At 41.8% G+C, this 26,277-nt stretch carries 26 protein-coding genes; 2 read left to right on the top strand and 24 right to left on the bottom strand.

Annotated elements, in window-relative coordinates:
- Nucleotides 1-27: 27 nt before the first annotated feature.
- A complete protein-coding gene (locus HPK16_RS10555; RefSeq protein ID WP_181676929.1) occupies nucleotides 28-390 on the bottom strand; it encodes a nucleotide pyrophosphohydrolase in 363 nt (120 codons plus the stop codon).
- Complete coding sequence (locus HPK16_RS10550) at nucleotides 387-2,027, bottom strand: DUF2075 domain-containing protein (protein WP_181676928.1); 1,641 nt, start codon at nucleotides 2,025-2,027, stop codon at nucleotides 387-389. Before HPK16_RS10550 ends, HPK16_RS10555 begins: the two co-directional genes overlap by 4 nt.
- Before the next feature lie 182 nt (nucleotides 2,028-2,209).
- Between HPK16_RS10550 and HPK16_RS10545 the strand changes: the two genes are divergently transcribed.
- Nucleotides 2,210-3,739, top strand: a complete 1,530-nt coding sequence (locus HPK16_RS10545; RefSeq protein WP_181676927.1) for an AMP-binding protein — start codon at nucleotides 2,210-2,212, stop codon at nucleotides 3,737-3,739.
- 49 nt (nucleotides 3,740-3,788) lie between these two features.
- Here HPK16_RS10545 and HPK16_RS10540 read toward each other — a convergent pair whose 3' ends face one another.
- The 11 genes from HPK16_RS10540 to HPK16_RS10490 all read right to left on the bottom strand — a co-directional run bounded on the left by HPK16_RS10540 (nucleotide 3,789) and on the right by HPK16_RS10490 (nucleotide 14,399).
- On the bottom strand, nucleotides 3,789-4,550 hold the full coding sequence (locus tag HPK16_RS10540) for an ABC transporter permease (RefSeq protein WP_181676926.1): 762 nt from the start codon (nucleotides 4,548-4,550) through the stop codon (nucleotides 3,789-3,791).
- Nucleotides 4,537-5,478 (bottom strand): ABC transporter ATP-binding protein, encoded by a 942-nt coding sequence (locus tag HPK16_RS10535; RefSeq protein ID WP_181676925.1) that lies wholly within the window; start codon nucleotides 5,476-5,478, stop codon nucleotides 4,537-4,539. Before HPK16_RS10535 ends, HPK16_RS10540 begins: the two co-directional genes overlap by 14 nt.
- Before the next feature lie 14 nt (nucleotides 5,479-5,492).
- A complete protein-coding gene (locus HPK16_RS10530) occupies nucleotides 5,493-6,485 on the bottom strand; it encodes a pentapeptide repeat-containing protein (protein WP_181676924.1) in 993 nt (330 codons plus the stop codon).
- An 18-nt stretch (nucleotides 6,486-6,503) separates the two neighbouring features.
- Nucleotides 6,504-6,836, bottom strand: coding sequence for a PadR family transcriptional regulator (locus HPK16_RS10525; protein ID WP_036059077.1), 333 nt, complete (start codon nucleotides 6,834-6,836; stop codon nucleotides 6,504-6,506).
- Nucleotides 6,837-6,957: 121 nt separating this feature from the next.
- Entirely contained in the window at nucleotides 6,958-7,263 is a 306-nt protein-coding gene (locus tag HPK16_RS10520; RefSeq protein WP_036059074.1) for a PTS sugar transporter subunit IIA, read from the bottom strand.
- On the bottom strand, nucleotides 7,264-9,537 hold the full coding sequence (locus HPK16_RS10515) for a glycoside hydrolase family 3 N-terminal domain-containing protein (protein ID WP_181676923.1): 2,274 nt from the start codon (nucleotides 9,535-9,537) through the stop codon (nucleotides 7,264-7,266). It abuts the gene before it with no gap.
- 1 nt (nucleotide 9,538) lies between these two features.
- Nucleotides 9,539-9,847 carry a PTS sugar transporter subunit IIB gene (locus HPK16_RS10510; RefSeq protein ID WP_181676922.1) on the bottom strand — a complete coding sequence of 103 codons (309 nt, stop codon included), beginning with the start codon at nucleotides 9,845-9,847 and terminating at the stop codon, nucleotides 9,539-9,541.
- 12 nt (nucleotides 9,848-9,859) lie between these two features.
- Nucleotides 9,860-11,155 carry a PTS sugar transporter subunit IIC gene (locus HPK16_RS10505; RefSeq protein WP_181676921.1) on the bottom strand — a complete coding sequence of 432 codons (1,296 nt, stop codon included), beginning with the start codon at nucleotides 11,153-11,155 and terminating at the stop codon, nucleotides 9,860-9,862.
- 302 nt (nucleotides 11,156-11,457) lie between these two features.
- On the bottom strand, nucleotides 11,458-13,368 hold the full coding sequence (locus tag HPK16_RS10500; protein ID WP_181676920.1) for a BglG family transcription antiterminator: 1,911 nt from the start codon (nucleotides 13,366-13,368) through the stop codon (nucleotides 11,458-11,460).
- Nucleotides 13,369-13,389: 21 nt separating this feature from the next.
- Nucleotides 13,390-13,899, bottom strand: a complete 510-nt coding sequence (locus HPK16_RS10495; RefSeq protein ID WP_181676919.1) for a hypothetical protein — start codon at nucleotides 13,897-13,899, stop codon at nucleotides 13,390-13,392.
- Nucleotides 13,896-14,399 carry a hypothetical protein gene (locus tag HPK16_RS10490; RefSeq protein ID WP_181676918.1) on the bottom strand — a complete coding sequence of 168 codons (504 nt, stop codon included), beginning with the start codon at nucleotides 14,397-14,399 and terminating at the stop codon, nucleotides 13,896-13,898. Before HPK16_RS10490 ends, HPK16_RS10495 begins: the two co-directional genes overlap by 4 nt.
- A 272-nt stretch (nucleotides 14,400-14,671) precedes the next feature.
- On the opposite strand from HPK16_RS10490, the gene HPK16_RS10485 reads away from it, so the two are divergent.
- Nucleotides 14,672-15,298: a Crp/Fnr family transcriptional regulator gene (locus tag HPK16_RS10485; RefSeq protein WP_181676917.1), complete on the top strand. Its 627-nt coding sequence runs from the start codon at nucleotides 14,672-14,674 to the stop codon at nucleotides 15,296-15,298.
- A gap of 44 nt (nucleotides 15,299-15,342) precedes the next feature.
- Here HPK16_RS10485 and HPK16_RS10480 read toward each other — a convergent pair whose 3' ends face one another.
- The 11 genes from HPK16_RS10480 to HPK16_RS10430 are packed head-to-tail and all read right to left on the bottom strand — an operon-like array spanning nucleotide 15,343 to nucleotide 26,277.
- A complete protein-coding gene (locus tag HPK16_RS10480) occupies nucleotides 15,343-15,915 on the bottom strand; it encodes a helix-turn-helix domain-containing protein (protein WP_181676916.1) in 573 nt (190 codons plus the stop codon).
- Nucleotides 15,916-15,954: 39 nt separating this feature from the next.
- Nucleotides 15,955-16,533, bottom strand: a complete 579-nt coding sequence (locus tag HPK16_RS10475) for a hypothetical protein (RefSeq protein ID WP_181676915.1) — start codon at nucleotides 16,531-16,533, stop codon at nucleotides 15,955-15,957.
- Nucleotides 16,534-16,549: 16 nt separating this feature from the next.
- Nucleotides 16,550-17,380: a hypothetical protein gene (locus HPK16_RS10470; RefSeq protein WP_181676914.1), complete on the bottom strand. Its 831-nt coding sequence runs from the start codon at nucleotides 17,378-17,380 to the stop codon at nucleotides 16,550-16,552.
- Between the two features lie 26 nt (nucleotides 17,381-17,406).
- Nucleotides 17,407-18,303, bottom strand: a complete 897-nt coding sequence (locus tag HPK16_RS10465; protein WP_181676913.1) for an ABC transporter ATP-binding protein — start codon at nucleotides 18,301-18,303, stop codon at nucleotides 17,407-17,409.
- Nucleotides 18,304-18,318: 15 nt separating this feature from the next.
- A complete protein-coding gene (locus HPK16_RS10460) occupies nucleotides 18,319-19,128 on the bottom strand; it encodes an ABC transporter permease (RefSeq protein ID WP_181676912.1) in 810 nt (269 codons plus the stop codon).
- A gap of 2 nt (nucleotides 19,129-19,130) precedes the next feature.
- Entirely contained in the window at nucleotides 19,131-20,180 is a 1,050-nt protein-coding gene (locus HPK16_RS10455) for an accessory Sec system protein Asp2 (RefSeq protein WP_181676911.1), read from the bottom strand.
- An 18-nt stretch (nucleotides 20,181-20,198) separates the two neighbouring features.
- Nucleotides 20,199-20,996, bottom strand: a complete 798-nt coding sequence (locus tag HPK16_RS10450; protein WP_181676910.1) for an alpha/beta hydrolase — start codon at nucleotides 20,994-20,996, stop codon at nucleotides 20,199-20,201.
- Nucleotides 20,997-21,010: 14 nt separating this feature from the next.
- Nucleotides 21,011-21,307 carry a hypothetical protein gene (locus HPK16_RS10445; RefSeq protein ID WP_181676909.1) on the bottom strand — a complete coding sequence of 99 codons (297 nt, stop codon included), beginning with the start codon at nucleotides 21,305-21,307 and terminating at the stop codon, nucleotides 21,011-21,013.
- A gap of 9 nt (nucleotides 21,308-21,316) precedes the next feature.
- Entirely contained in the window at nucleotides 21,317-23,464 is a 2,148-nt protein-coding gene (locus HPK16_RS10440) for a glycosyltransferase (RefSeq protein WP_181676908.1), read from the bottom strand.
- Between the two features lie 15 nt (nucleotides 23,465-23,479).
- Nucleotides 23,480-25,660 (bottom strand): CgeB family protein, encoded by a 2,181-nt coding sequence (locus HPK16_RS10435; protein WP_181676907.1) that lies wholly within the window; start codon nucleotides 25,658-25,660, stop codon nucleotides 23,480-23,482.
- The gene (locus HPK16_RS10430) at nucleotides 25,621-26,277 is read right to left on the bottom strand and encodes a hypothetical protein (protein ID WP_181676906.1); all 657 of its coding nucleotides are present in this window, start codon (nucleotides 26,275-26,277) and stop codon (nucleotides 25,621-25,623) included. The genes HPK16_RS10435 and HPK16_RS10430 overlap by 40 nt, the downstream gene beginning before the upstream one ends.

The raw sequence follows: 26,277 nt of genomic DNA, 5'->3' as shown, positions 1-26,277 counted from the left end.
TTCCATGATGCGAATGAGCCGTTTTATTTATAATTCTGTGTACTTTTTACTACTTCCCTTACTGCTTGCTATAGGATATTTCAAACTGTTCTTATGCAGCTTTTCCTCAATTATCTCACTGACGTCCATGTTCAAATCTGACGCGAGCATCAACGAGTATATCAAAACATCCGCAATCTCTTCTTTCACATTCTCCATGTCCCCATTTAGGACTTCTTCACTTGTTTTCCATTGAAAATTTTCTAGTAATTCCGCTGCTTCCAATGAAATCGAAATAGATAAGTCTTTCGGATTATGAAATTGCCGCCAATCACGTTCTTCCCTGAAGGCATTTATTTTAGCCAGTAGATCATCCACTTCAAAGTACCTCCTAAAAATTAATTGGTTCATGACTCTAGTTTCTGACGCAGTTTTGAATCAGAGGCATAAATATATAAGCCATGAATCCCTCGTTTCATCAGGACATTGATAGAATTTAAAATAATTTGTGTTTTTACTTCTTCTACTTGATCAGCAGGAATATCAGCCCTCGCCTTGAATGCCTCTGAATCCTTATAGTTGGTAGTTATAATCTCCAGTTCGTCTTTTTCAAAATTGTAGGATACAGACGGTCCCAAGATGATTCCCACGTAATTCAAATCAAACCCTTGAATCGTATAAATGGAGCCGACTTCATTAATCGTTTCGTCAACCTCTGCCCATGTTGTTTTATAGTCGGTACGGTTCCATGGTAGTTTAAAATTGGGTTCCTCTATAAAGTAGTCTTTCTTATCTTTTTTGTGCAGATAATCAAACGTGGATACTAATCTGGACAGACCGTACTTCTTATTCTTCTGCTGAATTTTCTTGTACATTTCACCTGCATCTGAAAAAATTTCAAGTTCAAAACTATCTTTTCTCGTGTTCGTGACCGATTTTGGTAGCGGTAGGACCTTTTTATTTGTAAATGCGTCCATCCAATTTAGAATTTCTTCCTCTGCTCGAATCCTGAATTGATTTGTTAGCATAAGTACCTCACTATGAATACCGCGTTTGACATGATTAATTAGGTTGTCATCCCAATAACTCTTGAACTTTAGTACCTGCTTTCGATCGTATACGACAATTGTAATCTTGCTCTGCTTGATGATTTCCTCCAAATGATTGTCTTGATTGAAATTATTATAGCTATCTTTTTTGGAAAGTAGTAAATGTGCCTCGTCGACAAATACTATATCAGCTACTGCCTTCTCTGGACTTGTTTTTCTATTGATAAAACTGGTTGGCTTCATGAAATTCTTTTTCTTTAGGTTCGGTAATGTTTCTGCAATTTCTTTGTAAGTTTTCAGCATTTCCTGATGGTTTACAAGTAAATAATTTTCCGTATCGTATAATTTCGAAGCTTTATCCTGTGAAAGATCTTGTACGGTATTGAAAGTCGAACTTAGAACCACACTTTTCCCCGTACCAGCGTCACCCTCAATGAAGAATATACTGTGCTTGTCATCGTCAATATGCCTTTTACAATAATCGATAATGTGATGCTTCAAATCCATCTGCTCTGCGGATAATTCTTTATATGGTGACAACTTGAAAACGTCTTTATTCCTCAGATCGTCGAGGGTCTCCCTGACAATATTCTGCTCACGAAGTTCATCCCAGATAGAATCGAAAAATGTCTGATCGTAATACTCTTTGTTGTAGTAATCATGCATTTTATTATCCAAAGTTTGGCTGACATTTTGAAGTTTATATCTTTTCTCTGCAATAAAAAAGTTGATCAGATTCGTTTCTACATTGTAGGTGGCAGACTGATTGAACTTTTCGTTACCAATGAATAGAGCGGTTTTTAACGATTTCCGTTTTGTATCGCTTAGATGTTGTTTCATTCGTCGTTGCAAATGAACGGTTTGCCCAATATATGCGGCTGGTCTTTTGGTATCGTTATAGAGAATATAGACGATTGGGTAGTTATTGAAATACGCTGAATCGATTTCTTGGATTGGTTCTTTTTCGAATTTTTTAATTTGGATTAGTTTTGAATTCATGTTCATTTCCCCTTTAGCATCGAACAGATCATTATGATATTCTCCTATTATACCAAACAAAGAAATATTATCCTCCTATTATTATCGATTTCTACTAAATTTCTCCTAACACTTTGTAAACTCCCTCACAATAATGCTATAATAACCCCATCACAACCAAAAAAGGAGTTGACCACCCATCCATGTTTAACAAATACAAACCACTAAACCTCTATACCAATTTCGCCGAAGCTTCGGAGCGTTTTCCGAGTCAGGCGATTTACTTCGACGAGCCGCTCACTGCTTTCCCCGAACTTCAATTGCAAACTACATATCTTGATTCAAAAAATGCACTCATCATGAAGGCGACGCAATTACAAAAAATCGGTGTCAAAAAGGGCGAAAAGATCATTGTTTACAAGTCGGCCAAATTCGACACGTACCTCTTAGCGGTTGCTATTTCTTATCTCGGCGCGGTTCCAATCATGATTTCAGCGCATCTTCCGGCTCCAACGATGGACATCTTAGTTGCGCGGCTGGACGATCCTTGGATGATTTTCGATGGGGATACGGCGGCAAAAGCGCAAAGTCTGAAAAACCTTCCTGCCTCGAAATTAATCGCGGTTGAGGAGATTCTCGCAACGACTTTTGACAAGCTTTGTGAGCAGGATTTCCTCACGCCCGACACGATTTCCTACATGACGCATACTTCTGGTACGACGGGGGTTCCGAAGCTCATTGCGCACTCGGCGAACTCAATGGGGTGGCGAACGAAATGGCAAAAGAATATTTTGAGCCTCATCCGCAAGCGTGGTTTGGTCGCTTTTCATATTTCGCCGGTGCATTCTCGTTTTAATATCGGGATTTCGTCGCTTATGGCGAAGGGATTCCCGCTACTTCCAATTGCGAATCCGAGTCGCGCCAACATTACTCGCGTTTTGACGGATTACGCGCCGATGGTTTTGGAAACGCATCCGAATCATTTTGTACAGTGGGCGTCGCTTGCTCGGGAGGAACCTGCCGTTTTTCAGAGTGTGAAGTATTATCATTCCACGTTTGATGCGATTAACAAAGAGACGATGGCGACGTTTTTGCGTTGCTCGGAGTATCGCTTGCCGGTGTTTTTGCAGGTGTATGGGCAGAGTGAATGCGGTCCGATGATTATGCGTTTCCATACGAAGTCTACGCTTAAACGGACGAATGCGCGTGCGATGGGTGTTGGAATGCCAGGTTTGACGAAGGCTCGGATTGTGAATCAGGACGGGAAACCGGTTGCTGCTGGTGTGAGCGGCAATATCCAGATGTTCTCGAAAGGCCGGGCGCTGACGTATTATAAAGAAACGCCGCGCTTCGAGGAAAATGTCTACGGCGCTTGGTGGGACAGCGGCGATTACGGTGTCAAAAGTCGACTCGGAGGCCTTTCCTTGCTTGACCGCCAAGTTGATCTCGTCGATAAAATTGATAGTACGCTCGCGATTGAAGATGCGCTGCTTGATGAACTGACTTTTCTAGATGAGGTCGTGATTATTCGTGGGAAAAATGGGAGTCCGCAGCCGATTGTTGCGGTGAATGAGAGCGCGGAAATGAATTGGGATTTGTGGTGGAAAAAAGTATCCGATTTGCCGCATCTGAATGAACCAATTCTCATGAGATATGATGAGATGCCGCGGACTGCAACGATGAAAATTCAGCGTTTGGAATTAGAACGTTCTCTTCAAAATAGCGAAAATTAGACGCAAAAAAAGATAACCATTCGCCTCACTGGATGGTTATCTTTTTGCCTTATTCAGTTTTGCGTTTATAAATCTGCATCGAGGCTATCATCGCGACAATGAAAATTCCTCCGCACCAGGCAATTGCCGTCCAAACTTCACCTGTGTTTACGTTGCCCACGAGAAGTGATCGCACACTCTCGATAATCGGCGTCATTGGTTGATTTTCCGCAAATGCCCGAACGATTTTTGTCATCGAATCTGTCGGTGTGAACGCGGAGCTAACGAATAGTAGCAGTAGGATGAGGTAGCTGAACGAGCCTGAACCTTCTGCGCTTTTCGCGAGCAATCCGGATATCACCGCAATCCATGTCATCGCTAGCGTGAACAATAGTAAGATCAAAATAACGACGAGCCAGCCGACGAATCCTGCTTCCGGCCTGAATCCCAATAGGAATGCTACCAAGACAACGACCAGTGTCGAAATTAAATTGAAAACGACCGAAGTCACCACATGCCCTGTCAAAATGGACGATTTCGCGATTGGCATCGAGTGGAAACGGTCAATAATACCCGTCGTCACATCATGATTTAGTCTTACTGCCGTGTACGTTGAACCCATTGCGATACATAAAAACATGATCCCCGGAACAACATAATTAATATAATTTTCTGAACCAGTATCAATCGAACCTCCAAAAACATAAACAAACATCAACATAATCATCAGTGGCATCGCAATGGTTGTGATAATCGTATCCGCACTTCGAAAGGCATGCTTCATGTTGCGTCCAACCATTACTTGCATATCATTCCAATTATTCCGCATCATGCTCACCCTTTCTATCGATAATTGTGAGGAATACGTCCTCCAGCGTCGGCGATTTTTGCGAGAATTCCAGTACCGCTATATTCGCCGCTTCCAGTTTCCCAAGAATCGCCATTAACTGCGCTGTACTGCCATCAATCGTCACCACTACCAACTGCTCTTCCACATTTAAAACTGGCTCAAATTCTGCGAGCGCCGCGTTCGCAGCTGTAACCTCATGTTCCTCCGCAAATCGCAATTCCAAATGTCCGTTCGGCAACATCCGCTTCAACTCAGCGACCGTGCCACTCGCGACAATTTTACCATCATTCAAAATCGCAATCTGGTTCGCCAACTGCTCCGCTTCTTCCAAATACTGCGTCGTCAAAAATACCGTCGTTCCATTGCTTGCGAGCTCCCGAATAATTTTCCACATTGCCAAACGACTCTGCGGATCAAGGCCCGTCGTAGGCTCATCCAAAAAGATAACTTTCGGATTCCCAACTAAGCTCATCGCGAGATCAAGTCTGCGTCTCATCCCACCAGAATACGTTGAAAGCGCCCGATCGGCCGCATCCGTCAAGCCAAACCGCTCTAGCAACTCATCCGCGATCCCCGCTGCATCTGGTAAATGCCGTAATTTCGCAATCAATCGCAAATTCTCGCGCCCAGTCAAAATCTCATCGACCGCCGCATTTTGCCCAGTTAAACTAATTGCCGCACGCACCAAATTCCCTTGCTTCACAACGTCCGCATCACAAATCTGTGCGTCGCCACCGTCTGGCTTCAAAAGCGTTGCTAGAATCCGAATTGTGGTTGTTTTTCCAGCACCATTTGACCCTAATAGCGCGAAAACTGTGCCTTTTTCAACGGTGAAACTGATTTTTTTCAACACTTCTACATTTTTATAAGACTTCTCCAAATTATGGACTGAAATCGTATTTTGTACCATTTTACACGCTTCCTTTACATTAGAATTATACCGCTAAGATCCGCTTTCCGATTCGTTTTCAAGCTTTCATAAGACGCCATATCCATCACCGCACCAGTGAAATCCGCCCGTTTCACATAACTTCCTTTGAAAAAAACATTCTCAAAAGTCGCATCTCGGAAAGTCGCGCCAACAAGCCCAGTACTTCTGAAAATAGTACCTCTAAACGTTTCGCCGTCAAAGTTCATTTTTGATAAATCAGAATAGCTGAAATCCGTTTGATCAAATATCGCATTGTCAAATTTCGACTTGCTTATACTGGACTGCTTCAATTCAGCAAACGTCAAATCTGCGCCTTCAAATGAAGTGTAAGAGAGCTCGGAAGCATTAAATTTCGAGTTGGCCAAATTCGCATAGCTAAAATCTGCACCTTTTAACATCGCAACCGAAACGTTAACACCTTGCATGAAAGCACCTCGAAAGCTCGGCGATCCCTCACCTTTTTTAGCGTACACACCTTTTAAAGAACCGTTATGAAATTCCGCCTGTTCAAAAGAAGCACCAGTTAGATTCACGTAATCCAGCCTAGCATCTATAAACACCCGATGATCGAAATTAACCCCGGATAAATTGGAATGCTTAAAATTCACGCCACGAAATTCGCCCTCATCAAAGCGGCTATTTCTCAAGTCAGAATTACTGAAATTAAAGCCTTCTGTCACTTTTCTTCGGATTGTTCCGTCATTATTCGCCGCACGCGCTTTCGCTTCTTCAATTTCTTGCCACGCTGGGTTATCTTCCAGTGACATTTTCCGTTTCACACCAATGCTTTCTATGACCTCAGAAATATCGCCTAGCGAATGAATCGTCAGCTCGTAAGCTTCTTCGGTATCATAACCTTGCTCTTCTAGCTCACCGTATTTCTCTTGTAAATCATGCACCAGCTCTTCTTTTAGCTCGCTAATTTCCGCCGTATCCTCGTATGCGCTGAATTGCCCATCAATGTATCCAACCAATTTCTCATTCATTTTTCCTAACCTCTTTCCTCATAATAATTGTTCGAGAATGCGTTTTGCTGATTCCCACTGCCGTTTATTTTCTGCGTATAGTTCCTCGCCTTTTTCGGTCAATGTATAATATTTTCGCCGTCCGCCCTTGGTAGCATCGTCGCCCCAGTAAGAAGCAATACACTCCTCTTTCTCCAAACGCTTCAAACTGGAATACATCGTGGCTTCTTTCAGTTCATATTCCCCGTCTGAATTCAAATGAATCAACTTCAAAATGTCATATCCATATTTATCGCCGCTCATCAGTAACTTCAAAATAATCGTATCCGTGTGTCCTCTCAGTAAATCAGAGGAAAGTTTCTTATCAGCCATGTGATCGCCTCCATGAGTATAATATACACCATATTACTATGACAGTCAAGGTACTAGATTCGACAAGTTACTGTTACACATCAAAAAACGCATACCAATCAAGGTATACGCTCAAAAAATATTAAATTTCTTTCCACAAAGCCACCATCTCATACGCAATATCTCGAAGTAAATACGTCGTCATGAACTGATCTTCGGCATGTATGAACAACATCGACATCGGGATTTTCTGACCTTCTGCTTCTTTTTGGATAAGGCTTACGTGATTTTTATGGCCTTCGCTTAAATAATGGTTCGCTTCATCGATTTTTCGATATGCTTCTGTAAATTTGCGCTGTCTCGCGAGTTGCAATGCCTCTGTAATTTTGCTTCGTGCACCGCCAACAGCCCCGATAATTTGAAAAGAAGCCAGCTCCATTCCTTCCATTTACCTCACCCCGTTTGTTATCTCAATCACTGTTTCAAGCGCCGTCACCGAACTTCCACCTACAAAAATTCGCACGGTACCTGTTTCTAATTCCCATCGATTTTGATTCGACCAGATTTGTAGTTCGGCAAGCCCGATTTCGAGCGTCACTTCTACCGTTTCACTAGCCCCAATTTCGACTTTTTGGAATGCTTTTAGTTCTTTTTTGCGTCGCGTAATGCTAGCTTCTTGGTCGTGGATGTAGAGTTGCACGACTTCGGAACCGGCACGATTGGCGCGGTTTTGAATGGTTACTTTGAACTGGAACTTACCGCCCGCTTCTAACTCGGCAATGGACCTGCTTTGATGGATTGCGTGGATTTCTTGATACGCGAAGTCGCTGTAGCTCTGGCCATGCCCGAATGGATATAGCGCCGCGCCTCGTTCGTCGAAGTAATCTTCTTTATATTCGCCCGCCTTTTGGTTGTAGTAAACCGGAAGTTGACAGGATGAGCGCGGGATGCTGACTGGCAGTTTTCCTGATGGATTCACGATACCGAACAACGTTTCTGCGACCGCGATTCCGCCTTGCGCACCGGGATACCAAGCTGTGAGCAGTGCATCGGCCTGTTCGCTTATCTCTGGAATCGCATTCGGACGCCCTTGCACGAGTACAACCACGACTGGCTTACCTTGCTTTTTCAACGCTCGGAAAAGTTCCAACTGAACGGCTGGCAGTGCTAAATCCGCCAAGTCCACATTCTCGCCAGCATCCATGTTCGGTCCCTTAGAGCTCACCACCCCATTATTCAAAAATTCCATATCAAAATTCCGCGCGCTCGAGCCGCCTAAAACAAGGATGACGGTATCTGCTGATTTTGCGAGTTCTGATGCACGTTCGATGCCACCCACTACTTTTTCACGGATATCGCAGCCTTTTTCATAGCTGATTCGCGTATTTTCAGGCGCGATTTTCTTGATTCCTTGCAAAATGGTGACGCCATCCGCCAAATTTTGCGGTGCTGTGTAGTCGCCGAGTTGGTTGTATAAAGCATCCGCGTTTGGCCCAATAACCGCGATACGTTGCGTATTTTCAAGTGGTAAAACTTCACGGCGATTTTCGAGTAGACAGATTGATTCACGTGCGGCTTTTAGATTCAAGTCACGCCATGATTTTGCGCGTTCTGGCACGTTTTCCGACACGTATGGATTTTCGAATAGGCCGAGTTGGAATTTCAATCGTAATATCCGACTCGTTGCGACATCCAATACGGCCTCATCCAAATCGCCTGAAACAACTGCCGACGCCAAATTAGGGAATACTTCGTCCCATAAACTCAAGTCCACGCCCGCCGTAAGCGCCATCGCACCTGCTTTTCGCACGTCTGGATTCATCGCTAGCAAACGATCGAGTGCGCAACCATCCGCCATCACAATGCCATCAAAGCCCAACTCTTCTCGCAAAATTCCTGTCAACAACGCTCCATTCGCATGGCACGGTATGCCGTCGATTTCATTGTACGCTGCCATCACGCCAAGCGCGCCAGACTCAGCCGCAGCAACCATCGGCGGTAAGAAAATTTCGCGTAGTTCGCGCATCCCGATTGAAACTGGACCTGAATTATGTCCACCCACTGGTTCGCCTTGCGCGGCAAAATGCTTCAAAATCACTGCAACCCGGCCACTCGCTTGGAAACCCGTCGTGATTGCCTTCGTGAATTCCGCTGCTAAAAACGGATCCTCACTAAAACACTCCTCCGCGCGACCCCATCTCGGATCTCGCAAAATATCAAGCGCAGAGGCCAAAGCAAGGTGTACTCCTTTATCGCTTATTTCCGCAGCAATCGCCTCCGCAATTTCCTGTTGTAACGCCGTATTGAACGATGCACCGCGAGCCAAGTTCACCGGATACGATTCACTATCTAGCGCCTGATGTCCATGTGGAACCTCCTCCGAAAACAGCATCGGAATGCCGAGTCGCGAGTTTTCAATCACGTATTTTTGCAACTGATTCGCAACTCGCGCCGAATTCGCCCGACTAATCCCATTTTCCTGATTCATGCCTGACCAAGGATCCGCTCGGAACAGGCCATACAACGCACCAATCCCGCCAAATTTTGCGACTTCCTCTTGGAATTTCGGCGTCACTTCAAACGATTCGCCAACACGCTCAAACGTTTGCCAGCCGTAGAGTCGCTGATTCAACTGTCCGCATTTTTCCTCCAACGTCATCTGTGCCAAGAGGTCCGCCACACGTTCCTCGGTGTCCAATTTATAGTCTAAATATCGCGACATCTTAATCCTCCTCCAACAACGCTAAGCCTTGCGCTAAAACTTTTTCACCATCCATCCGACCGTAATCCACAATCGCAATCACGCCCACTGGAATCGTACCTCCTACCGCCTCGCTCACCTTGCCCTCCATATAGCTCACCTGTGGCCCCAGCAAAATCGCATCAGCCAGGCGCCAATTCTTCTCAAAATCGATCTCGGAAATCGCCCAAATATCAATCGCAATTCCCTTCTCATTCGCTATATTTTGCATTTTTCGAACGAGCACACTTGTAGACATGCCAGCATTACACATCAACATTAGTTTTTTCATTTCAAACGCTCCTTATACTTTGATACGGTCATTTACCTTCAAGAATGGTAGGTATAATAGTACGCAAACGCCCACTAAGAAAATTTGGAAAACTGCGGCGCGCCAATCTCCACCTGTCGCCAGGAACCCAGACGCAACAACAGGTGTCGTCCACGGAACCATCACGACAACTTCAGAAATCATGTTTATTTTTGTCGCAATATAAGCAAGCAATAAACAAAGCGGCGTCGAAATAATAAACGGAATCATCAAACTCAAATTATACACAATCGGCAATCCGAAAACGACCGGCTCATTAATATTGAAAAGCCCTGGTGCAGAAGAAAGCGTCGCGATTTCGCGATAATCTTTCCGCTTACTCCAAATAAAAATCGCAATCAGTAGCGCTATCGTATTTCCGCCACCGCCCATAACACCAAAAATATCACGGAAAGTTGTATTAATAATGTGCGGAATCGCCGCATGACTTGCATAAGCTGTCATATTATCTTGCATATTCGCGAGCAAAACCGGATCCATAATCGGTCCCAAAATCCCACTTCCTGCGATACCAATCGAATAAAGCATTTGTGAAATCGTCATTAGCGCTAGGAACCCTGGAACGCTTGTCACCAAGAACGTCAACGGTTTTTGAATAATCGCGCCAATTAGTGCATAAATATTAAGCGTAAATAATTGCGTCAACAAGAAGGATACAAAGGCAAACACAAGCACCGTCAACATTGTTGGAATCAGCACGTTAAACGATTTAATAACAGCAGGCGGTACACTTTCGCCCGAAATCTTGATTTTCAACTTCTCGCTCTTCGAAAAATAAATAAACAGTTCTGTCGACAAGAGTGCCGTCACAATTCCCACGAACATCCCTGCCGAGCCAGTAAGCGCCATCGGAATCACGCCCGCCACTTCCACAGCCTTCGTCGCGCCCATCGGAATCACATCATTGACAAGCGGTAAGAAAATAACAATCAATGCAATCGTTTGCAAAGCTGGTGCAAAAGGGTTTTCAAATCTCCGGTTTTGCGCCAGAAAATAAGAAACCGATGCACCAATCAAAATCGTAATAATTCCCAGCGTCCCATTCACAATACTATTCCCGAGCTCCTGCCAAGAAGTCAGCGTCTCCGAACTAATTACATTTGACATAAAGCCATCTGGTTTAATAATGACGTTATTGATCAACACCATAAAACCAGCGAGCATAATAAACGGTAAAATCGTGGCAAACGCGTCACGCATTGACTTCAAATGAATTTGATTTCCTAACTTTTGCGAGAGCCAGCCTAATTTTTCAACAAATTTTTTCATGTTGTAAACCTCCTCTTAATTATAGCTTAAGTGTAGCGCTTTCTTTTGTCGAAATAAAGCCAGTCTTTTTCCGCAAGAGTCACCTCACAAAGGAAATCCATAAAAAGGGGCTGGGACATAATCCGGATAAATCGGCGGCAAGCGTTCGCATTCAGAGAGTTTGGCGGACTTCCGGTTCTCACATACACCAGTATGCTCCGCTTCCGGCTTCCACCAAACTCTCTGAATACAAACGCTTTCGCTCGATTTGTGTAAAGCAAAATTTTTCGTCCTACCCGAATTAAAGAGAAGGCGTTTTTGCTTTATCTCGCGTTTTGTCCTAGACTCTTCAAAATGTCCATAAATCCGTCAAAATCCCGAATTGCCTTCAATTGGCGCATCACTTTCGGATTTTCAACGATGTCACTAATTAACTCATACGTATCCGTAAGTTGCGATTGTTCTTTGTTTTTCACGGCCAGCATAAATACGACTTGCGCATAATCTTCCTCGTTCCACAATACCGAAGTCTCGCAAATGCAAACCGCAATCGCCGTCCGTACTACATCAGCTTGAATCGGATGTGGCGTCGCCAATCCGTTTCCCAAAAACGTCGGAACAACCAATTCCCGCTCAAAAATCGACGGCAAATAATCTTCCCCAACGTAGCCTTGTTTCTCCAAAAGCCTTGCTAACTCCCGCAAAACTTGCTCTTTATCCCAATTCTTTTCTGAGATTGTAAATAGCGCTCCGGAAAATACACTCTCCATCTGAAATGGCGCACTATTTCCTAGCATCGATTCAATCGCGCGCATATCCGATTTCGTTAGGAATGGCGAAACGTGCACAAACGGGTGGCGCTGATTCCGAAGTGGCACGGTTGCAATGACAAAATCGCACACAACGGACTCGTTCTCGTATTCATGAAACGAGTAAACGCCGATAATTTCCAATTCCTCAGAAAAAGCCTTTTTAACCTTCGACTGCAAAAGCTGTGAGGTGCCTAATCCCGATGCGCATACAATCAAAACCTGTTTTTTAGCACCTTCTCGCACTTTATCCAACGCGTACAATAAATGAATAGCTAAATAACCCGCTTCCGCCTCGTTCACCTTGGTTTCCAGCTCCGCTTCCAGAACATCCCTCGCTGTCAGTCCTAGCTCAAACGCTAATGGGTGATTTTGCTTTAAGTTCGGCAAATATGGATTTTGAATATTCATGTGAAATTTTATCCGATTAATCGCTGGTTTTAGATGCAATACGAGGTTGGAAATGAGCGCTTGATCGCCTAGCAATGCGTAGCCGTAGCGCTTTTGGATACGTTCTAGCATTTTATTCACCAATAGGAGTTCCCGGTAATCATCGTAATCGCTTGCCGTATGTTTCGCGCTGAGATGCAATAATAAATAAGAAAGCTCTGTCTCCGGAAACGCCACCTTTTCCTGCTGCTCAATCGCTTGAATCATCGCCTCCGCTGCCCGCAACTCTTGCATATTGAATTCAATGTTCAATAATTCTTCCGCCGCAACATAGCAGTCATCCCGAATCCGACAAATCGCAATGGCAATATGGATAATTAGGTTTTTCAAGGCAATATCGGTCATATGAATCGCATATTTAGATACATTTTTCGTGACAATATGCTGGATTCCTTCTAAATTGACATCGTTAAAAAAGGATTTCTCCGCCTCACTAATCAGCAAACTACGCGATTCTGTCAGCAAATAATGCGAAAAACAAAAACGAACATTTAGCTCCGTACCGAGTATTTTAACCCCGTATCCCGCTTTTTTGCCTAACTTCAACTCAAATTGGGCTAGTTTTTTCTTCACTTCCGGGATATTCGTGTTGATTGTCGATTTGCTGACGTAAAGTTCATCCGCAATGTCCTCTAGTTTGACATATTTATTTTTTAGAAGGAGGTAGCGAATGATATAGTCTGCGCGATCCTCGGCAAGCATCGGTGTAATGTGGAGGTTCGATCGTTCACTAGTATCTGTGATCAGTAAATGGCGCAGTGTCGATTCATCCCCCACGATTAGCTTGTATCCCACGCCGCGAACCGCAATAATTTCGTTAGCTGAATCCGCTAAAACATCATGAAGCGCTTTAATATCATTTCGAATCGTACGCGGATCGACGCGCAATTGCTCTCCAAGTTCCTTCCCACTGACAAAATCCATTTTTACGTATAATAGTTGAAGTAAGTCCCGCCATCTCGGCACAGAAATCATCCAGTCCGCCTCCTTCCTTCATTATTCGGTTACTTCCAGTCCAAAAAAGTAAGTGACATAATAGCCCTCTTCGTATCCGTCGCCACTATACATTTCTTTCAGCATATACATATATTCCCCAGGTTTGAACGGAACATCATATTGCCAAGTTCCCCGATCTAATTCCTTTACATCGATTGGCAGAAAATTATCGCCAGATTTGGGGACCATTTCTAATGTAATCGAATTCAGATCTGAGACTTTGATTATGCCAGTTTTTACTTTCTGCTGTATCTTGATTTGTACTTTATCCGTGTTATCCGTCTGAACTAATGTTTTGCTGTTCAGAAAATCTTGCGGTGCGGGAAAATAGGCATCCGTTACGGCTCCATTCCAACTGAAATCCGTTCTCGAAGGCTTGATTTTCGTACTTGGTGATGATTTCAATGTGATTTTTGGAGTGGTTTGTTCGATTTGGTCCTCCATACTTGTAACGGTTCCGCATCCAGATAACAGGAGCAGCGCCAATATAATTATTGCGATTTTTTTCATTTACCAAATCCTCGTTTCCAATTACTCCGCATGAGTAATCGATATTCTTTTCTGCACACAATCAGTAGAAACAGTCCAATGTTCGCAATTAACGCGATAATTGTGAGCAGTGGAACGAAAATAATCGCGGTTACAGCAATCCATATTCCCCAGATAATCATAGTGATAATAAGCAAGAATGAGAACTTATTTTGCTTTAGGATGAGGGTTGCTGCGATAATTCGAATGATGCTGAACACTAGAAATATTTCGGTGGTGAATACGAACGAATCGAGTATTAGGTTGATGAGCCATGAACTCGCGAATTTCGTGATTTGTTCGTGGAATGCGAAATCGATGTAGCCTGTCGCCAGTTGGTCGATGAGTCCACCTAAATATTTGGAGGCGACTTTTCCTAGGATAAAAAATAGGAGGTAAATCGCTATTTCGATGATGGAATAGATGATGAGTAACCAGCTACTAACTCGGATGACTGGATCTTGTGTTTTGCATGTCTGCATTGGTTGGGCCTCCTTTTGCCGTTTTTCTATGTACTGAAAGCGTTCTAATGCCCATTATACCACGACTCTTTATGTCCGTCTCTGCTAATTGAGCTTGGTTATTGTATTTACTCCTTTGGTATATATGCTGAAATACAGGCCTGCGTATAAATTTTTTGTGTTAGTAGTTATACTAAATTTTCATTTCTCATCTGTCTCTCATCTTATTAAATCAACTCTCTCATATTTCCCTGCTAAAATTAAGGTATATCAAATCTAAGGGAGCGATAATCATGAAAAGCATTCTTTCTATTATAGAGGAAATTAGCCAAAATGAACCAGACGCAACTTGGATTAGCCATAAAACATTTACCAAGAATACTGTTATTAACAACAAAAATCTAATAAGCCATTTTGTCATTGTAGCGGATGGTATTATCCATTTGGAAATTACACGCGCGCAAATACTCCAGTTTTATAAAGAAGGCGATATGATTTACCAATCACCGTACGACATTAATGTGCACGATCAAGTAAGCATTGTTTGTGATACGGATACTAAACTTATCTTCGTCGATCGCGAAATTTTTTCTGATTTTGCCGCAAATAAAACAGAATACATGGAAGTCCTTTTAAAATCTGTTCTCAAAAACACCTCGGATCTCTGCCTTGAATTGATGAAACACGATTTAACTGTAGAGCCTCGTATTACTTATACGCTTCAAAAATTCTGTGATCGAGTAGCACCCACTTTACATGGTGAGTATCAAGAAATTCCCGACTTTCTAAATAAAAGCAAACTCGCTCACTACGGTAATTTCTCACGTAAAAGTTTATATGATAAATTAGATTCTTTAGAGGAACAAGATATTATTAAACAACACAATCAAAAACTCTATATTAAAACTTCCGCATCATGAAAAAAGACACCGCCCCACAAATTTCGTGGTTCGGTGTCTTTTTATTAGTCATATATTAAATGGTATTTCTCTTCCTCTTTGGTCCATTGATTCCAGTCTAGCAGTACCCAATGGCGGTTATCTAATATGAGACCTTCTTTTTTTAGCGCCTTTTTCTGGTTTAATAAATACTCTCTCGTACAATTAATATAACTGGCTAACTCGGCCTGACTCCAGACATTTGGGATATGGCAATCTCCGCCTTCTAAAATCCCCACTTCATTGCCTAACTTCGAAAGCGCATAAACTAGTCGCTCTTTTTTTCGTAGCAGGAGCATCTCCATTCGTTGCACCATCATGTCTACTAGCTCTCTCTCAAACGCTCGATATCGGTATTCAATCCGTCTATTCGTTGTATGACTGTCTAATTTCAGTACTTTCACTGTGTCGCATGCTTGATATCGAAGCTTTTCAGGTAGTAAGTGATTATGCACTATCGCACGTTCACTTTTTCTTAGAAAGCATAGTAATTGGTCTCCTATACAACAAGTAAGATGCCCCGACAAAACAATATATTCTCCATTTTCCTTTAATTCCTCGCCTTGTTGAAGCGTCATCGTAGCATCTATACTCCGCATCTTCTCACCTTCTTTTCTTAATTCAAATGATTTAAGTATCTATTTCGCGCTTGTTAAGGACAGTGTTACTTCCTCTTTTTTAGAATTGTCACCATCTGTTTTCGTTGCATCTTTTTGCGTGCTCATTGCCCATTTCAGAATGACTTGTTTATACTGTGTCACCGATGTCAATGTTGGAATATGGAAAATTAGTAAAATATCTTTTTCACTATTTTTAGCTAATTTCTCCGTGATATTTTGGCTATCATTTTTAAAAATTGGATTAGTTTTGCCATCAACGACCAGTGTTGCTTGGTCAGAAAAAACGTACATATCTTGATCGGTTGTATTTTTGACGTGCATTTTCACACTGATAACGCCTTGATCCTTGGTTTTCATTTTCGTTTTGGAGGCGTTGGATAGTTGAACTACCGTCACGTGTTTAATGTTTGTTTCTAGCCCTTTCCACGTTTGTTTCCAACTTTGTTCGAAATATTGGCGTGTATCTTTTCTAGTTGTGACTGCTTTTGCTGTCGTTTTTTCTGGTGTTTTTGTTGGTGTTTTTACTTCTTGACCGCAGGCTGCTAATCCGAAACTTAGGACAAGAAAGGCGCTGCATAGTAGTAATATTTTTTTCATGTACGGTTTCCCCTTTCTACTTCATACCGATTGTTTTATATGTTGCTATATGAGCGTGCTTAGAGACCGACGTGAATTCATCGGCTTCCCACGGCACATCTTTATCGATATTTTGGATTAGATGGTTCATCAAATTCGAATGGTTCTTGATGAGTGGACTATGCGGTTCAGGCGTCGGCAAAATCAACAAGTGGCTCTCCGCTTGAAAATCGTTTATTAATTTATTATGAAAAGCCGTCACTGGCCGGAATCCGTAATCGCGCACTCCTGTGAAAAAGAAGAATCGCGCTTTCTTCTCTTGTTTCTTGAATGCTTTGAAAATCTCTTCTCCTTCAAAAATCGTCTTCACTTGCTTCTCAAACGCCGCATCCTGGTTGAAAAACAAGCGCCGCCCGCTTTCCCCAAAACCATCTGTTGAAATTCGTAAATCTGGTACCATCGTGTATACTTGTTCAACACTCGGACAATGTAGTGCCATCAGAATCGCTCCAACGCCACCTTTTGAACTCCCCACAAGATACACATGCTTGTAGCCATGCTTTTCGATAAATTCGTTTAATTGCGCACTCAATTCCTCATATATAAAACGGCCATTGTCAAACAAGTACCAGCCGTACAATTTCGAATAATAGTCTTCCAAATATAGATAATCACGCGTCTCATTTCGCATGGATACTTTCATAAAATGATAATATGAATGGAGGTTTTTCACGTTCTCATCTGGCATTTGCCCATTTACAATTCTCGTCGCGTAAGCCTCATTCGTTTTCGTAAATACACCTTGAAAAATAACAACTAGCGTATCGGATTGATTCTGAATATGTTTCCCATTAAATGCAACTGTCATCTGATTCTGTCCTTTCTAAATCTCGCTTACCACAAGCCAAGTAGTTTACTTGCACTCGCACAAAAAGTAAGGAGTAACATGATAAAATATAGTATCGGAAAACTGTTTTTCTCAGCCTTCTGCTTTTTTAATACCGTCTTTTTTTGCTTTGAAATCATCTCTTTTTGATATTGTGCCTTTTCAGTTGGCGTTTTTTTCGCAAAATGGTGTATGAACTTACTGTATTCTAAGCAAATCTCATCACTCTCACCAAAAGCCTCTAAGTGTCCGTAATGCAACCAACCCACTTTATCGCAAATATCTTTAATCTGCTTCATAGAATGACTGACAAAAAAGATTGTTTTTCCGTCTGCTTTCATCTGTTCAATCTCGTCGAAACATTTCTGATAAAACGTCGAATCCCCCACGGACAACGCTTCATCAATAATAAGCACATCTGGATCAGTTTGAATCGCAATCCCAAAACCTAACCTTGCGCGCATCCCACTCGAATATTGCTTTAATGGCTGATCGATAAAATCCTGTAGTTCGGTAAATTGAATAATGTTCTGAATCCGCCGCTCAATTTCTTTCGGCTTGAATCCCATCAACAACATTTTTAAACGGATGTTCTCGACACCTGTCAAATTTGGCTTCAACGCTGAACCTATCGCAAGTAATGAGACGCTTCCTTTTTGCTCCAGAACCCCTGCTGTCGGCGCCAAATGCCCCGCGATAATATTAGCTAATGTCGATTTCCCCGATCCATTTAGACCAATGAAACCGACGCATTCCCCTTTTTTCACGTCAAACGAAATATTCTCTAATGCTTGAAATAATTTCTCCTTTTTCTTACGGAACGGGTTGCGCCAAATCGTATTCCACTTTTTCCGTTCGAGATAAAAAATCTTATCGATGCCTTCCAGTTTTAAAATTCTCTCCATACGCGTATCGTCTCCTTACATGTATTCCACAAAATGCCGTTTATACTTGTTTGTCACATAAATGCCAACTACCAGAATCAAGAAAGTCACACTGAAGAAATAAATACCCCACCAGAAATGATCCAAAATCCCAGCTCGACCAAGTAACGCATCCCGGAATCCTTCAATCACATATACAAATGGATTCAAATGCAAGATTTTCGTAAGTAGCGAATCTGGGTTCACCGAGACATCAATCACGACACCTGAAATGAAGAATAGCAGGCGCATCGTCGAACTAATGATGAGTTGATAATCGCGGAAAAAGATGACAACCACAGCGTTTAGCGTTGATATCGAAACGAGCAGTAACAGCATCGCTAGGAAATAATAAATCAGCTGTAACCAATATATATCTGGAAAATGTCCCGTCCCAATGTAGAGACAAAGGAACAACCCGAGCATCGAGAAGAAGCCATTTAACCCCTTCACAATCGATATCGTTGGTAAAATTTCTACCGGAAATTTCGTTTTAGAAATCAAGTTCAAGTTCGAACTAATCGAATTGGCTCCTGCGTTAATACTCGCACTTATATAAAACCAAGGAATGACACCCATCAGCATCCAATAGACATACGGGACATCTGAATTCACCATATTTTGTCCACCTAAGCGCAAACCAAAAATCAAATAATATATCACAATTTGAATTGTCGGACTCAAAAATTCCCAAAGCAAGCCTAAAAAATGATTTTGATGTGTTGCTTTCTTATCGAATCGCGCCACACGAAAAATTTTACTAGTGCTGTATAATTGTACGCGACACCAGTTGATTAAAACATTCAAACTTACACCTCATTTCTGAACTTTACGATTTCCTCTACTTTTTTCAGCAAGAATGGCGTAAAATACAGACCTGTTTGATTATGTTCCATGTAGTCCGCTAAATCTAGCGTATACGGAATTTCTTTCTGATCGAATTTCTTAAATAACGGCACCAAATGCTCCTTGTAATGAAAATCTCCTTTTCCGACATGAAAATGTAATTCTGGAAAAGTCGTATTTAGCGCTACTTGATTTAGAATCAAACCGTTCCAGAACTTCATACCATAATCAGGGGTATCTCCAAGAAGGCGATCAAAACGTTCACGCATCGATGGCGAAGTAGCACGTCGATCTAAATATTTCGCAATATAGATTTGTGGAGCACCAATAATCGCTTTGCCAAAATGGTATTTTATGCTGTAATAAAGTGCAGCAGCTCCGCCTTTACTCGAACCTGTCGCGATAATATTTTCTGGAGGAATTTTCAGCTGATTTGCAATCGTCGTTATTAAACTCACGACACTGCGCTCGAAATCATGGGAACCACCAAATCCAACGTAATAGCAAAATTGCTCTTTATACGAATCTAAAATAAATAACTTATGTGCATCGACTGGTTCTAACGTCCGGATATGATTATAAACAGGCGCTCCACCTCTCATTTCCGTTGAATAAAGTCCAGAAAAAGATAAAATCAAGTGGTTAGATTTTGATTTAGCAGGCTGAAATAAATATTTGACCGGCACATCACTATAGAATACTTTTTCATTCGGGAAAGTCACTTCAACCAGCTTGTCCTGCTGACGATCTAGATGTAATTCCGTTGATAATTCATTGAAAAACAGCTGTCCATCTTTACGTATAAATAAACGAACTTGATACATACCGCTATAAATCGGCTCAAATTGAATAGTACTATCTTCTGTTAACTCTTGGTACCAGTGCTTCTCAATGAATTGGCCGTCTTGGTGAATATAATAAGCAAACTCACAACTTTGCAAATCACCCTCTACAGAAAATGGAAGGTGTATTGTTTTATCTGAATATGACAAGTCTTTCATCGTGATTTTCATATATTTAATGCCTCATCTCTATTGTTCTTTTAATAACCGAACACTCGGGTTAACCGTTACGACATGTTGCTCTATTCGCCGTTCGCTTTGATCAATTAAATCTTCCAACACGCCAAATATGAATGGTGTATATTGATTCACTAAACGTGTATGCCGCTCATCGCTTCGGTTTAAAAATAATTCACTGTCAATGCCTTTTTTCGATAAGAACTTGCGGTATTTCATTAACGCATCGAACTGAATATCCAGCGTGCCTGTATAAAAATATAATTTCTTCTTTGTATAATTACGATATAACGCGTCGGAAAATAAAATCGTGTCCACTTGTTTCTCAAAACCTTTTTTAGTGCCAAAAAACAAGCTTTTCTCATCTGGACATAGTTTATTGATAAAACGCGCTACATAAATTTGCGGAATAAGGGAAAAAACGTCGGTAATAAGTGGATTCATCAAGCCGTAAATCAGCGCCCCAGTACCACCTTTACTTGAGCCAAACGCGATGACTCTTTTATAGCCATGTTCTTGAATAAATGCTGTTAGTTCTGCATTAAATTGTTCATAAATAAATTTGCCATTATCGATAAGATACCAGCCGTACACACTTGAAAAATGGTCCTTGACGAAAAAATAATCTGCGCTTGGAACACGTTGCGCGAATTTCATCCATGTGTACCGCTCGTGCATCTCGGCTACTTCCGGTTGCGTTATCTTGCCACTATAAATACCTGGTATTGCATCATTCAAAGGCTTCGCAGCATTTTGAAAAACTAAGACGAGCGTATCGCTTCCGTTCATTTGATGTCTTCCGTGCAACATGTTTCGTGCTCCTTTCAGTATTCTTTTACAACTGTTTTTTGGACCGCCTTGCTTGTTTGCGCCACGGTTTGTTTTGTTTTGACATTTTTCACAAAGGCTTTCACTTTATACGCACCTGGCTCGGTTACTTCCAATCGGTGCGTATCGAATTTCTTGTAAGCTGATTTAAAAATTGCCTCAGCTGTGCCTACTTTATATACATAAAAAGCGTATACTAAATCCTCTTGCGGACTCTCTAGCATTACTTTTGCCTCTAAAAAATCATCTGTGAAAAAAACTTCCACGTTTTGAATAACTGTTTGCGTCTCCATCTATTTCATCTACCTCGCTTCTCTAATACTTCCATAAACTAAACTCTCAATCTCCCGCACAATACGTTTTCGATCAAATTTATTCGTCGCAAAATTCTTCCGATCTAGCATCTCTTTTGCCGTGAAACCGTTCTGTTCTACTGAGTAAATAGCGTCGTCAAGCGAATCCACAATATACATTTCCGGATAGACGGTATCGGCACCTTTCCAGTCTCTAATAATTGGTACCGCGCCACTCGCCATCGCCTCAGAAACCGAGACGTGCGAACCTTCATAATCACTTGGCGAAAGCAAATAACCAATCGTGCTCATCCACTCATTCACATCATCACCGTGCGGCTCAAAAATAACGTTATCTTTCCAAGGAGCCTGCTCAATCCGTTCAAAAACGCCATCATAATATGCGCGCTCTTTCTCACGAGCCATCAACCATGAAACGTCTTTCGGATGCTTACTCTTAATCGACAATTGGTAGCGATGATCTTGCTGCCACAACTGTTCAAATAAATCCACAGCCAAATCCACCCGTTTACGCGCTGGCAAAATACCACAGATACCGAGTCGGAATTCCTTGCCCTCTTTTTTCGGAAGGTCAAATTTCTCCGCATCTAGTAAATTATCAATGTAGACCATTTTATGACGCGGAATTTTGAAAATCCGTTGAAATTCTTCCATCATGTAAGGCGTAATCACGATAATTTTGTTGATATTATCGACGTCCATCAGACGTGGAAACTTCAAATCCTTCTCTTGGAAATGCATCCGAACGATGAGTTCTTGATGCGGCTGCTTATGTTTCGAATACCAAACAGCGTTACCCAGACCCCATTCACAGAAAATAATATCGGCCCATTCAACGCAAGCCTTACTATGTTTCTCACTGTGTTTCTCGTGCGATTGCCAAACATCCGTCATCACTTCAAAATCTGGATGTTCTTCAAAATGTTTCATAATCATCGTCGCAAATTTCAAATCATGACCTGCAAATACAATTCTTTTTTTGCGTTTTTCAAAAGACCAGATAAATTCTTTTAAGCGATTATATGCAGCTTGAAAAGTGAAATACTGACTCGCTTCAAACATCATCGTGGCAGCTTTTAAATACAATGTTTCGTCGTTCAAAACGGCCTCTGTTTTTTGAATAAAATCGGCTTCTGTGTCCACAAATAGCGGATAGTCAGCGCCTAGTAAATCGGCATGCATCTTCGTTTTTCTGACTAAAGCTGGTTTGCCGAGTCTGCCATATTCCAGCAACTTACTTGATAATTCGACACTGTCATCATTATCGAGTGAAGCGCTGCGCCAGCTAATCCCGACATCTGCTTCTTCAATCAACTCTTGACATTTCTCACGTGAAACAGCTCCAACCCAATCGATTGACGCCTCTTCGTTAAACGCCTTTTTGATGCGAAGTTGCGTTTCTTTCTCGCGCAGACGTTCCTGGAACTTGTCGCCCACGATCTGCGTATGAATCCGCGAATCCATGTCTGCTAATTTTTTTGTGGCGGAAATAATCTCTTCGGTATGCCAATCTTCGTGGAATTTCCCGCTGTAAATCAGACGATGATGCTTATTCCTGAAAGTTGGAATGCTTTCCGATTCAGGCACCATCGGATACAGCAGGCGAATCTTTTTACCGTCCACCTTAATTAAGTCAATAAACGCTTGTTTTGTCTCTTTTGTCTGCAAGAAAAGATAGTCGAAATGATTGTACACCCGCGTTAAATCTTCTCTTTCTTCTCGCGTCGAACGTTCGTCATGCTTGAAATCAGTCAAATATGGCACCGTAATATGACGAAACTCTTCGTATTTCATGACTTCGCGAACTAAATCAAAGCCACGCACGATAACAAGATCATACGGTTTTTCCTGGTTTAACTTTGCCATGATTTCTACAGCTTCCTCTACTTTTAGGCGAGTTGGTTGTTGAAAAGGCATGGCTGGGAAAGCTTCGAACGGTTGGATTAAACGCAGATTCGGTTTGTTTTTCAGCGCATCTGTCAGTCGGTCATTCTGCTCTTTCGCCTTAAGCAGCAGGTCCACTTGAATATGAGGGTTTAAACTCAACACGGGAGCGATTGACGTAAGCCAAACCGCCGAGCCGTCCATAAAGTTTAAATCAATGTCTCCGTACAAAAGAATTCGTAGTTCACTCATTGCGTTATCTTCCTCCTAAATTTCAACGTGGACAAACGATGCTTCATCCAACTGTTTTCCGTTTTCAATAAAATTATATTTATCAGCGCTGAACATTTTCGCGCCCTGTTTCATATGCGGTGATAAATCGATACCGTGCATAAAGTCGACTAGCAAACTCTTCACGTTTTTGCGGAAGGTATATCTCGTTCTCAGAATTGCTTGTGTCGATTTCAAATTCGTTACAAAACGGTACTCATCATCAGTATTGACGTCCTGACAAGTCTCGTCTTTGTTCGTATAATAACTACTTTTCCCAATGAAATCGGCATCCGTATACACTGCCGCAATCATTAAATCTTGCAGGTAATGTCGCCCGTAAAAATGCTGCTGATTCCAAACTGTAATGAACTCCGAGTCAATAAATTCGCTGAGTTGCGTATAATTTCTCATGTAATCCAGTAAATAAATCGACACTGTTTCGTCCTGATATGTGTTCAGAATATGACTCATATCGTTAAAATCATCGATACTTTGAATCAATAGAATCAGTTTTTTCGAACGGTAGCTCTGTTTATAGAAGGCCTCAATTACTTGTTTGATTTCCTTCTCAGAACCGGCACGACTAATCACCGTTACTTCTTTTTCCTCTACAGGCAACTTAATTCCCATATTGTGGAGCATGAAATGAAGGCGATGTTTATACGTATGCTTACCGTAAACTTCTCGAATTCCTTCGAGTGATTTTTTGCGGTAAAGATGATCGTCCTCCGAGATGTGTTTCATTTGTGCACGCAGATCCTCAGGTTTTTCGGCAATCATCACAAGGTTTCCAAAGATTTTATCAATACCTTCTGAATAGCTACTCAAAATCGGTGTACCCGACGCCAAGCCTTCAAAAACGCGGCGTGAGAACATTGTTGGCGAATGGATAACGCTATTCACATTCAGCATGAAGCGATAACCTTTATACGCCTTGTCAATCTCGCTATAGGAGAGACTTCCCTTCACATTCTTCTCAAACTGCTTCGGAAAACGGAATTCTGGTTCTTCGCGTTCGTAGTTACGATCATAGATGGTCAAGCCAAATTCATCACTGATTTCAAGCATTTGATCCATCACCGCGCGCCGCTCTTCGTGGCGATTCGCATAATAGGAACCTGCAAAACAGACGCCATCTTCTCGTGGCTCTTCCAATTGAACCGGGTTATGGTGCTTCGGCTCCGCTGCGAATGGCAAAGCAAACACATTCTTATGTTTCGCGTGCTTCACATAGTCCGGAATCCGATTCGCATCCGTCGTATAAATATAATCAAAGCGTTTCGCCGAATCAATGAACTTATCAAAGTGAATCGGATCTTCCTTGTTCCAAAAGACGGTCGGGATGCTGCGCTCGTTACACCATTCCAGCAATTCAAATAACTCGTGTCGATCCTCGTTCGCATAACGCCCAACTTTATATTGCCAAGCGTCAAAATTACCATGCCACGCTGATTCTACAAACAAGAAATGCGGCGGATTATTTTCTAAAACGGTCTGCCAATTTTCCGGTGTAAACGTGATTAAATCGACTTCTTCTTGGTAACTCGTCATCGTGAATTCATCGAAAATACATGCGATCTTTAAATCCTCAATCTTCTTCAAACTTTGGAACGGATTATGCGTGATAACTTGTTGCTTCTGACTTTTCACAGGATTGAAAACACGATGAAAAGCCATTTTCTTCAGTCGAATCATGCCTTTTCCAGTAATTTTTAAGGCTAAACGGATATGTTTCGTTGTTTCTCCCAACACAATCTGCGTCTCCTTATTCACGTCCACCATTGTCGTCGTTGTCTTTTTCCGACCATCGAATTCAACAACTGCGATTCTGACTGACATTTTTTCTTCTAGCTCAGCTTCCACAAAAATTCCGATTCTTTCCTCTGCCAAAACGTTGAGTTCATGGCGCGGATACCGTGTAAAAGCTACATTCTCTTCTCTAAAAGATGTGTAATTCGAACGCTGATCCGCATTTACGAAAACTAAATCACCATTCTCCGTCTGAGCTTGCAATCCTTCGTCTTTTACGCACCACCAATTGGCTGCCTCTTTTAATTGTTGCTCTGATAAAAATACTGGATGAAGTTCTGACATTAATTCATTTTGAAAGTTATTGATTGTATATTGTACTAGGTCTATTTGCTCGTTAATCTTAGTTTTTTTCTTAATTTCCAATATGCTCCAGTCCATTTCATCATTTTTGTATTCATTAATTGATTGTGCCGCGCTCTCAACTTGTTCAAGCGTTCGTTTACATCATCATGTTCTTTTCTTACTTTAAGTAATTCTTTCTTTAATTGGTTACTTTTCTGAGTCGTCTGTTCGTATTCCGTGACTAGTTCGGCCAATGCGCCTTTTTGGCTATCTAGGATATCGAAAGTTTTGACTTTGTATTGATTCAGTTCTTTTTGTGTTGTTTTTATTTGATTCATCAGGTCGGCTTCATTTCGGAGCTGATTCTTGATTTCTTCGTTTATCGCAAGAACTTCCTGACACTTATTTTTCCATTTCAGATGTTCTTTTTTTTCAGATTCAAGTGCTTTAGCTTGGACTTCATTCGCTTGTGCTAGCCTTTTTATCTCAACGCGTAACGAAATCTCGTGATGCACACTTTCTTCCAAATTCTCGTTCAATCGCTCATTTTCCTGTAACGCCGCATCTAATTTTTGCTTCATTTGTTCATTTTCTTCTGTAACCAGCTGAATTTGCTCTTTTGCCAGTTCGATTTGGTATTTATTAGACGGTTTATTTTTCTGCTTTTTATCATATTTTTTAACTTGATTACCCTTCAT

This window comes from Paenilisteria rustica, assembly GCF_013820765.1.
GTDB lineage: Bacteria > Bacillota > Bacilli > Lactobacillales > Listeriaceae > Listeria_A > Listeria_A rustica.
Note: the sequence above shows the minus strand (reverse complement) of the source record. Positions and strands in the feature narration are given on the sequence as shown.

Coding starts and splice junctions, on each gene's coding strand:
- HPK16_RS10540 (WP_181676926.1), bottom strand. CDS start 4,550: ATGATGCGGAATAATTGGAATGATATGCAAGTAATGGTTGGACGCAAC.
- HPK16_RS10535 (WP_181676925.1), bottom strand. CDS start 5,478: ATGGTACAAAATACGATTTCAGTCCATAATTTGGAGAAGTCTTATAAA.
- HPK16_RS10445 (WP_181676909.1), bottom strand. CDS start 21,307: ATGGAGACGCAAACAGTTATTCAAAACGTGGAAGTTTTTTTCACAGAT.
- HPK16_RS10475 (WP_181676915.1), bottom strand. CDS start 16,533: ATGAAAAAAATATTACTACTATGCAGCGCCTTTCTTGTCCTAAGTTTC.
- HPK16_RS10510 (WP_181676922.1), bottom strand. CDS start 9,847: ATGAAAAAACTAATGTTGATGTGTAATGCTGGCATGTCTACAAGTGTG.
- HPK16_RS10485 (WP_181676917.1), top strand. CDS start 14,672: ATGAAAAGCATTCTTTCTATTATAGAGGAAATTAGCCAAAATGAACCA.
- HPK16_RS10440 (WP_181676908.1), bottom strand. CDS start 23,464: ATGAGTGAACTACGAATTCTTTTGTACGGAGACATTGATTTAAACTTT.
- HPK16_RS10450 (WP_181676910.1), bottom strand. CDS start 20,996: ATGTTGCACGGAAGACATCAAATGAACGGAAGCGATACGCTCGTCTTA.
- HPK16_RS10490 (WP_181676918.1), bottom strand. CDS start 14,399: ATGCAGACATGCAAAACACAAGATCCAGTCATCCGAGTTAGTAGCTGG.
- HPK16_RS10525 (WP_036059077.1), bottom strand. CDS start 6,836: ATGGCTGATAAGAAACTTTCCTCTGATTTACTGAGAGGACACACGGAT.
- HPK16_RS10550 (WP_181676928.1), bottom strand. CDS start 2,027: ATGAATTCAAAACTAATCCAAATTAAAAAATTCGAAAAAGAACCAATC.
- HPK16_RS10455 (WP_181676911.1), bottom strand. CDS start 20,180: ATGAAAATCACGATGAAAGACTTGTCATATTCAGATAAAACAATACAC.
- HPK16_RS10500 (WP_181676920.1), bottom strand. CDS start 13,368: ATGATTTCTGTGCCGAGATGGCGGGACTTACTTCAACTATTATACGTA.
- HPK16_RS10555 (WP_181676929.1), bottom strand. CDS start 390: ATGAACCAATTAATTTTTAGGAGGTACTTTGAAGTGGATGATCTACTG.
- HPK16_RS10530 (WP_181676924.1), bottom strand. CDS start 6,485: ATGAATGAGAAATTGGTTGGATACATTGATGGGCAATTCAGCGCATAC.
- HPK16_RS10545 (WP_181676927.1), top strand. CDS start 2,210: ATGTTTAACAAATACAAACCACTAAACCTCTATACCAATTTCGCCGAA.
- HPK16_RS10515 (WP_181676923.1), bottom strand. CDS start 9,537: ATGTCGCGATATTTAGACTATAAATTGGACACCGAGGAACGTGTGGCG.
- HPK16_RS10520 (WP_036059074.1), bottom strand. CDS start 7,263: ATGGAAGGAATGGAGCTGGCTTCTTTTCAAATTATCGGGGCTGTTGGC.
- HPK16_RS10470 (WP_181676914.1), bottom strand. CDS start 17,380: ATGACAGTTGCATTTAATGGGAAACATATTCAGAATCAATCCGATACG.
- HPK16_RS10505 (WP_181676921.1), bottom strand. CDS start 11,155: ATGAAAAAATTTGTTGAAAAATTAGGCTGGCTCTCGCAAAAGTTAGGA.
- HPK16_RS10495 (WP_181676919.1), bottom strand. CDS start 13,899: ATGAAAAAAATCGCAATAATTATATTGGCGCTGCTCCTGTTATCTGGA.
- HPK16_RS10465 (WP_181676913.1), bottom strand. CDS start 18,303: ATGGAGAGAATTTTAAAACTGGAAGGCATCGATAAGATTTTTTATCTC.
- HPK16_RS10430 (WP_181676906.1), bottom strand. CDS start 26,277: ATGAAGGGTAATCAAGTTAAAAAATATGATAAAAAGCAGAAAAATAAA.
- HPK16_RS10480 (WP_181676916.1), bottom strand. CDS start 15,915: ATGCGGAGTATAGATGCTACGATGACGCTTCAACAAGGCGAGGAATTA.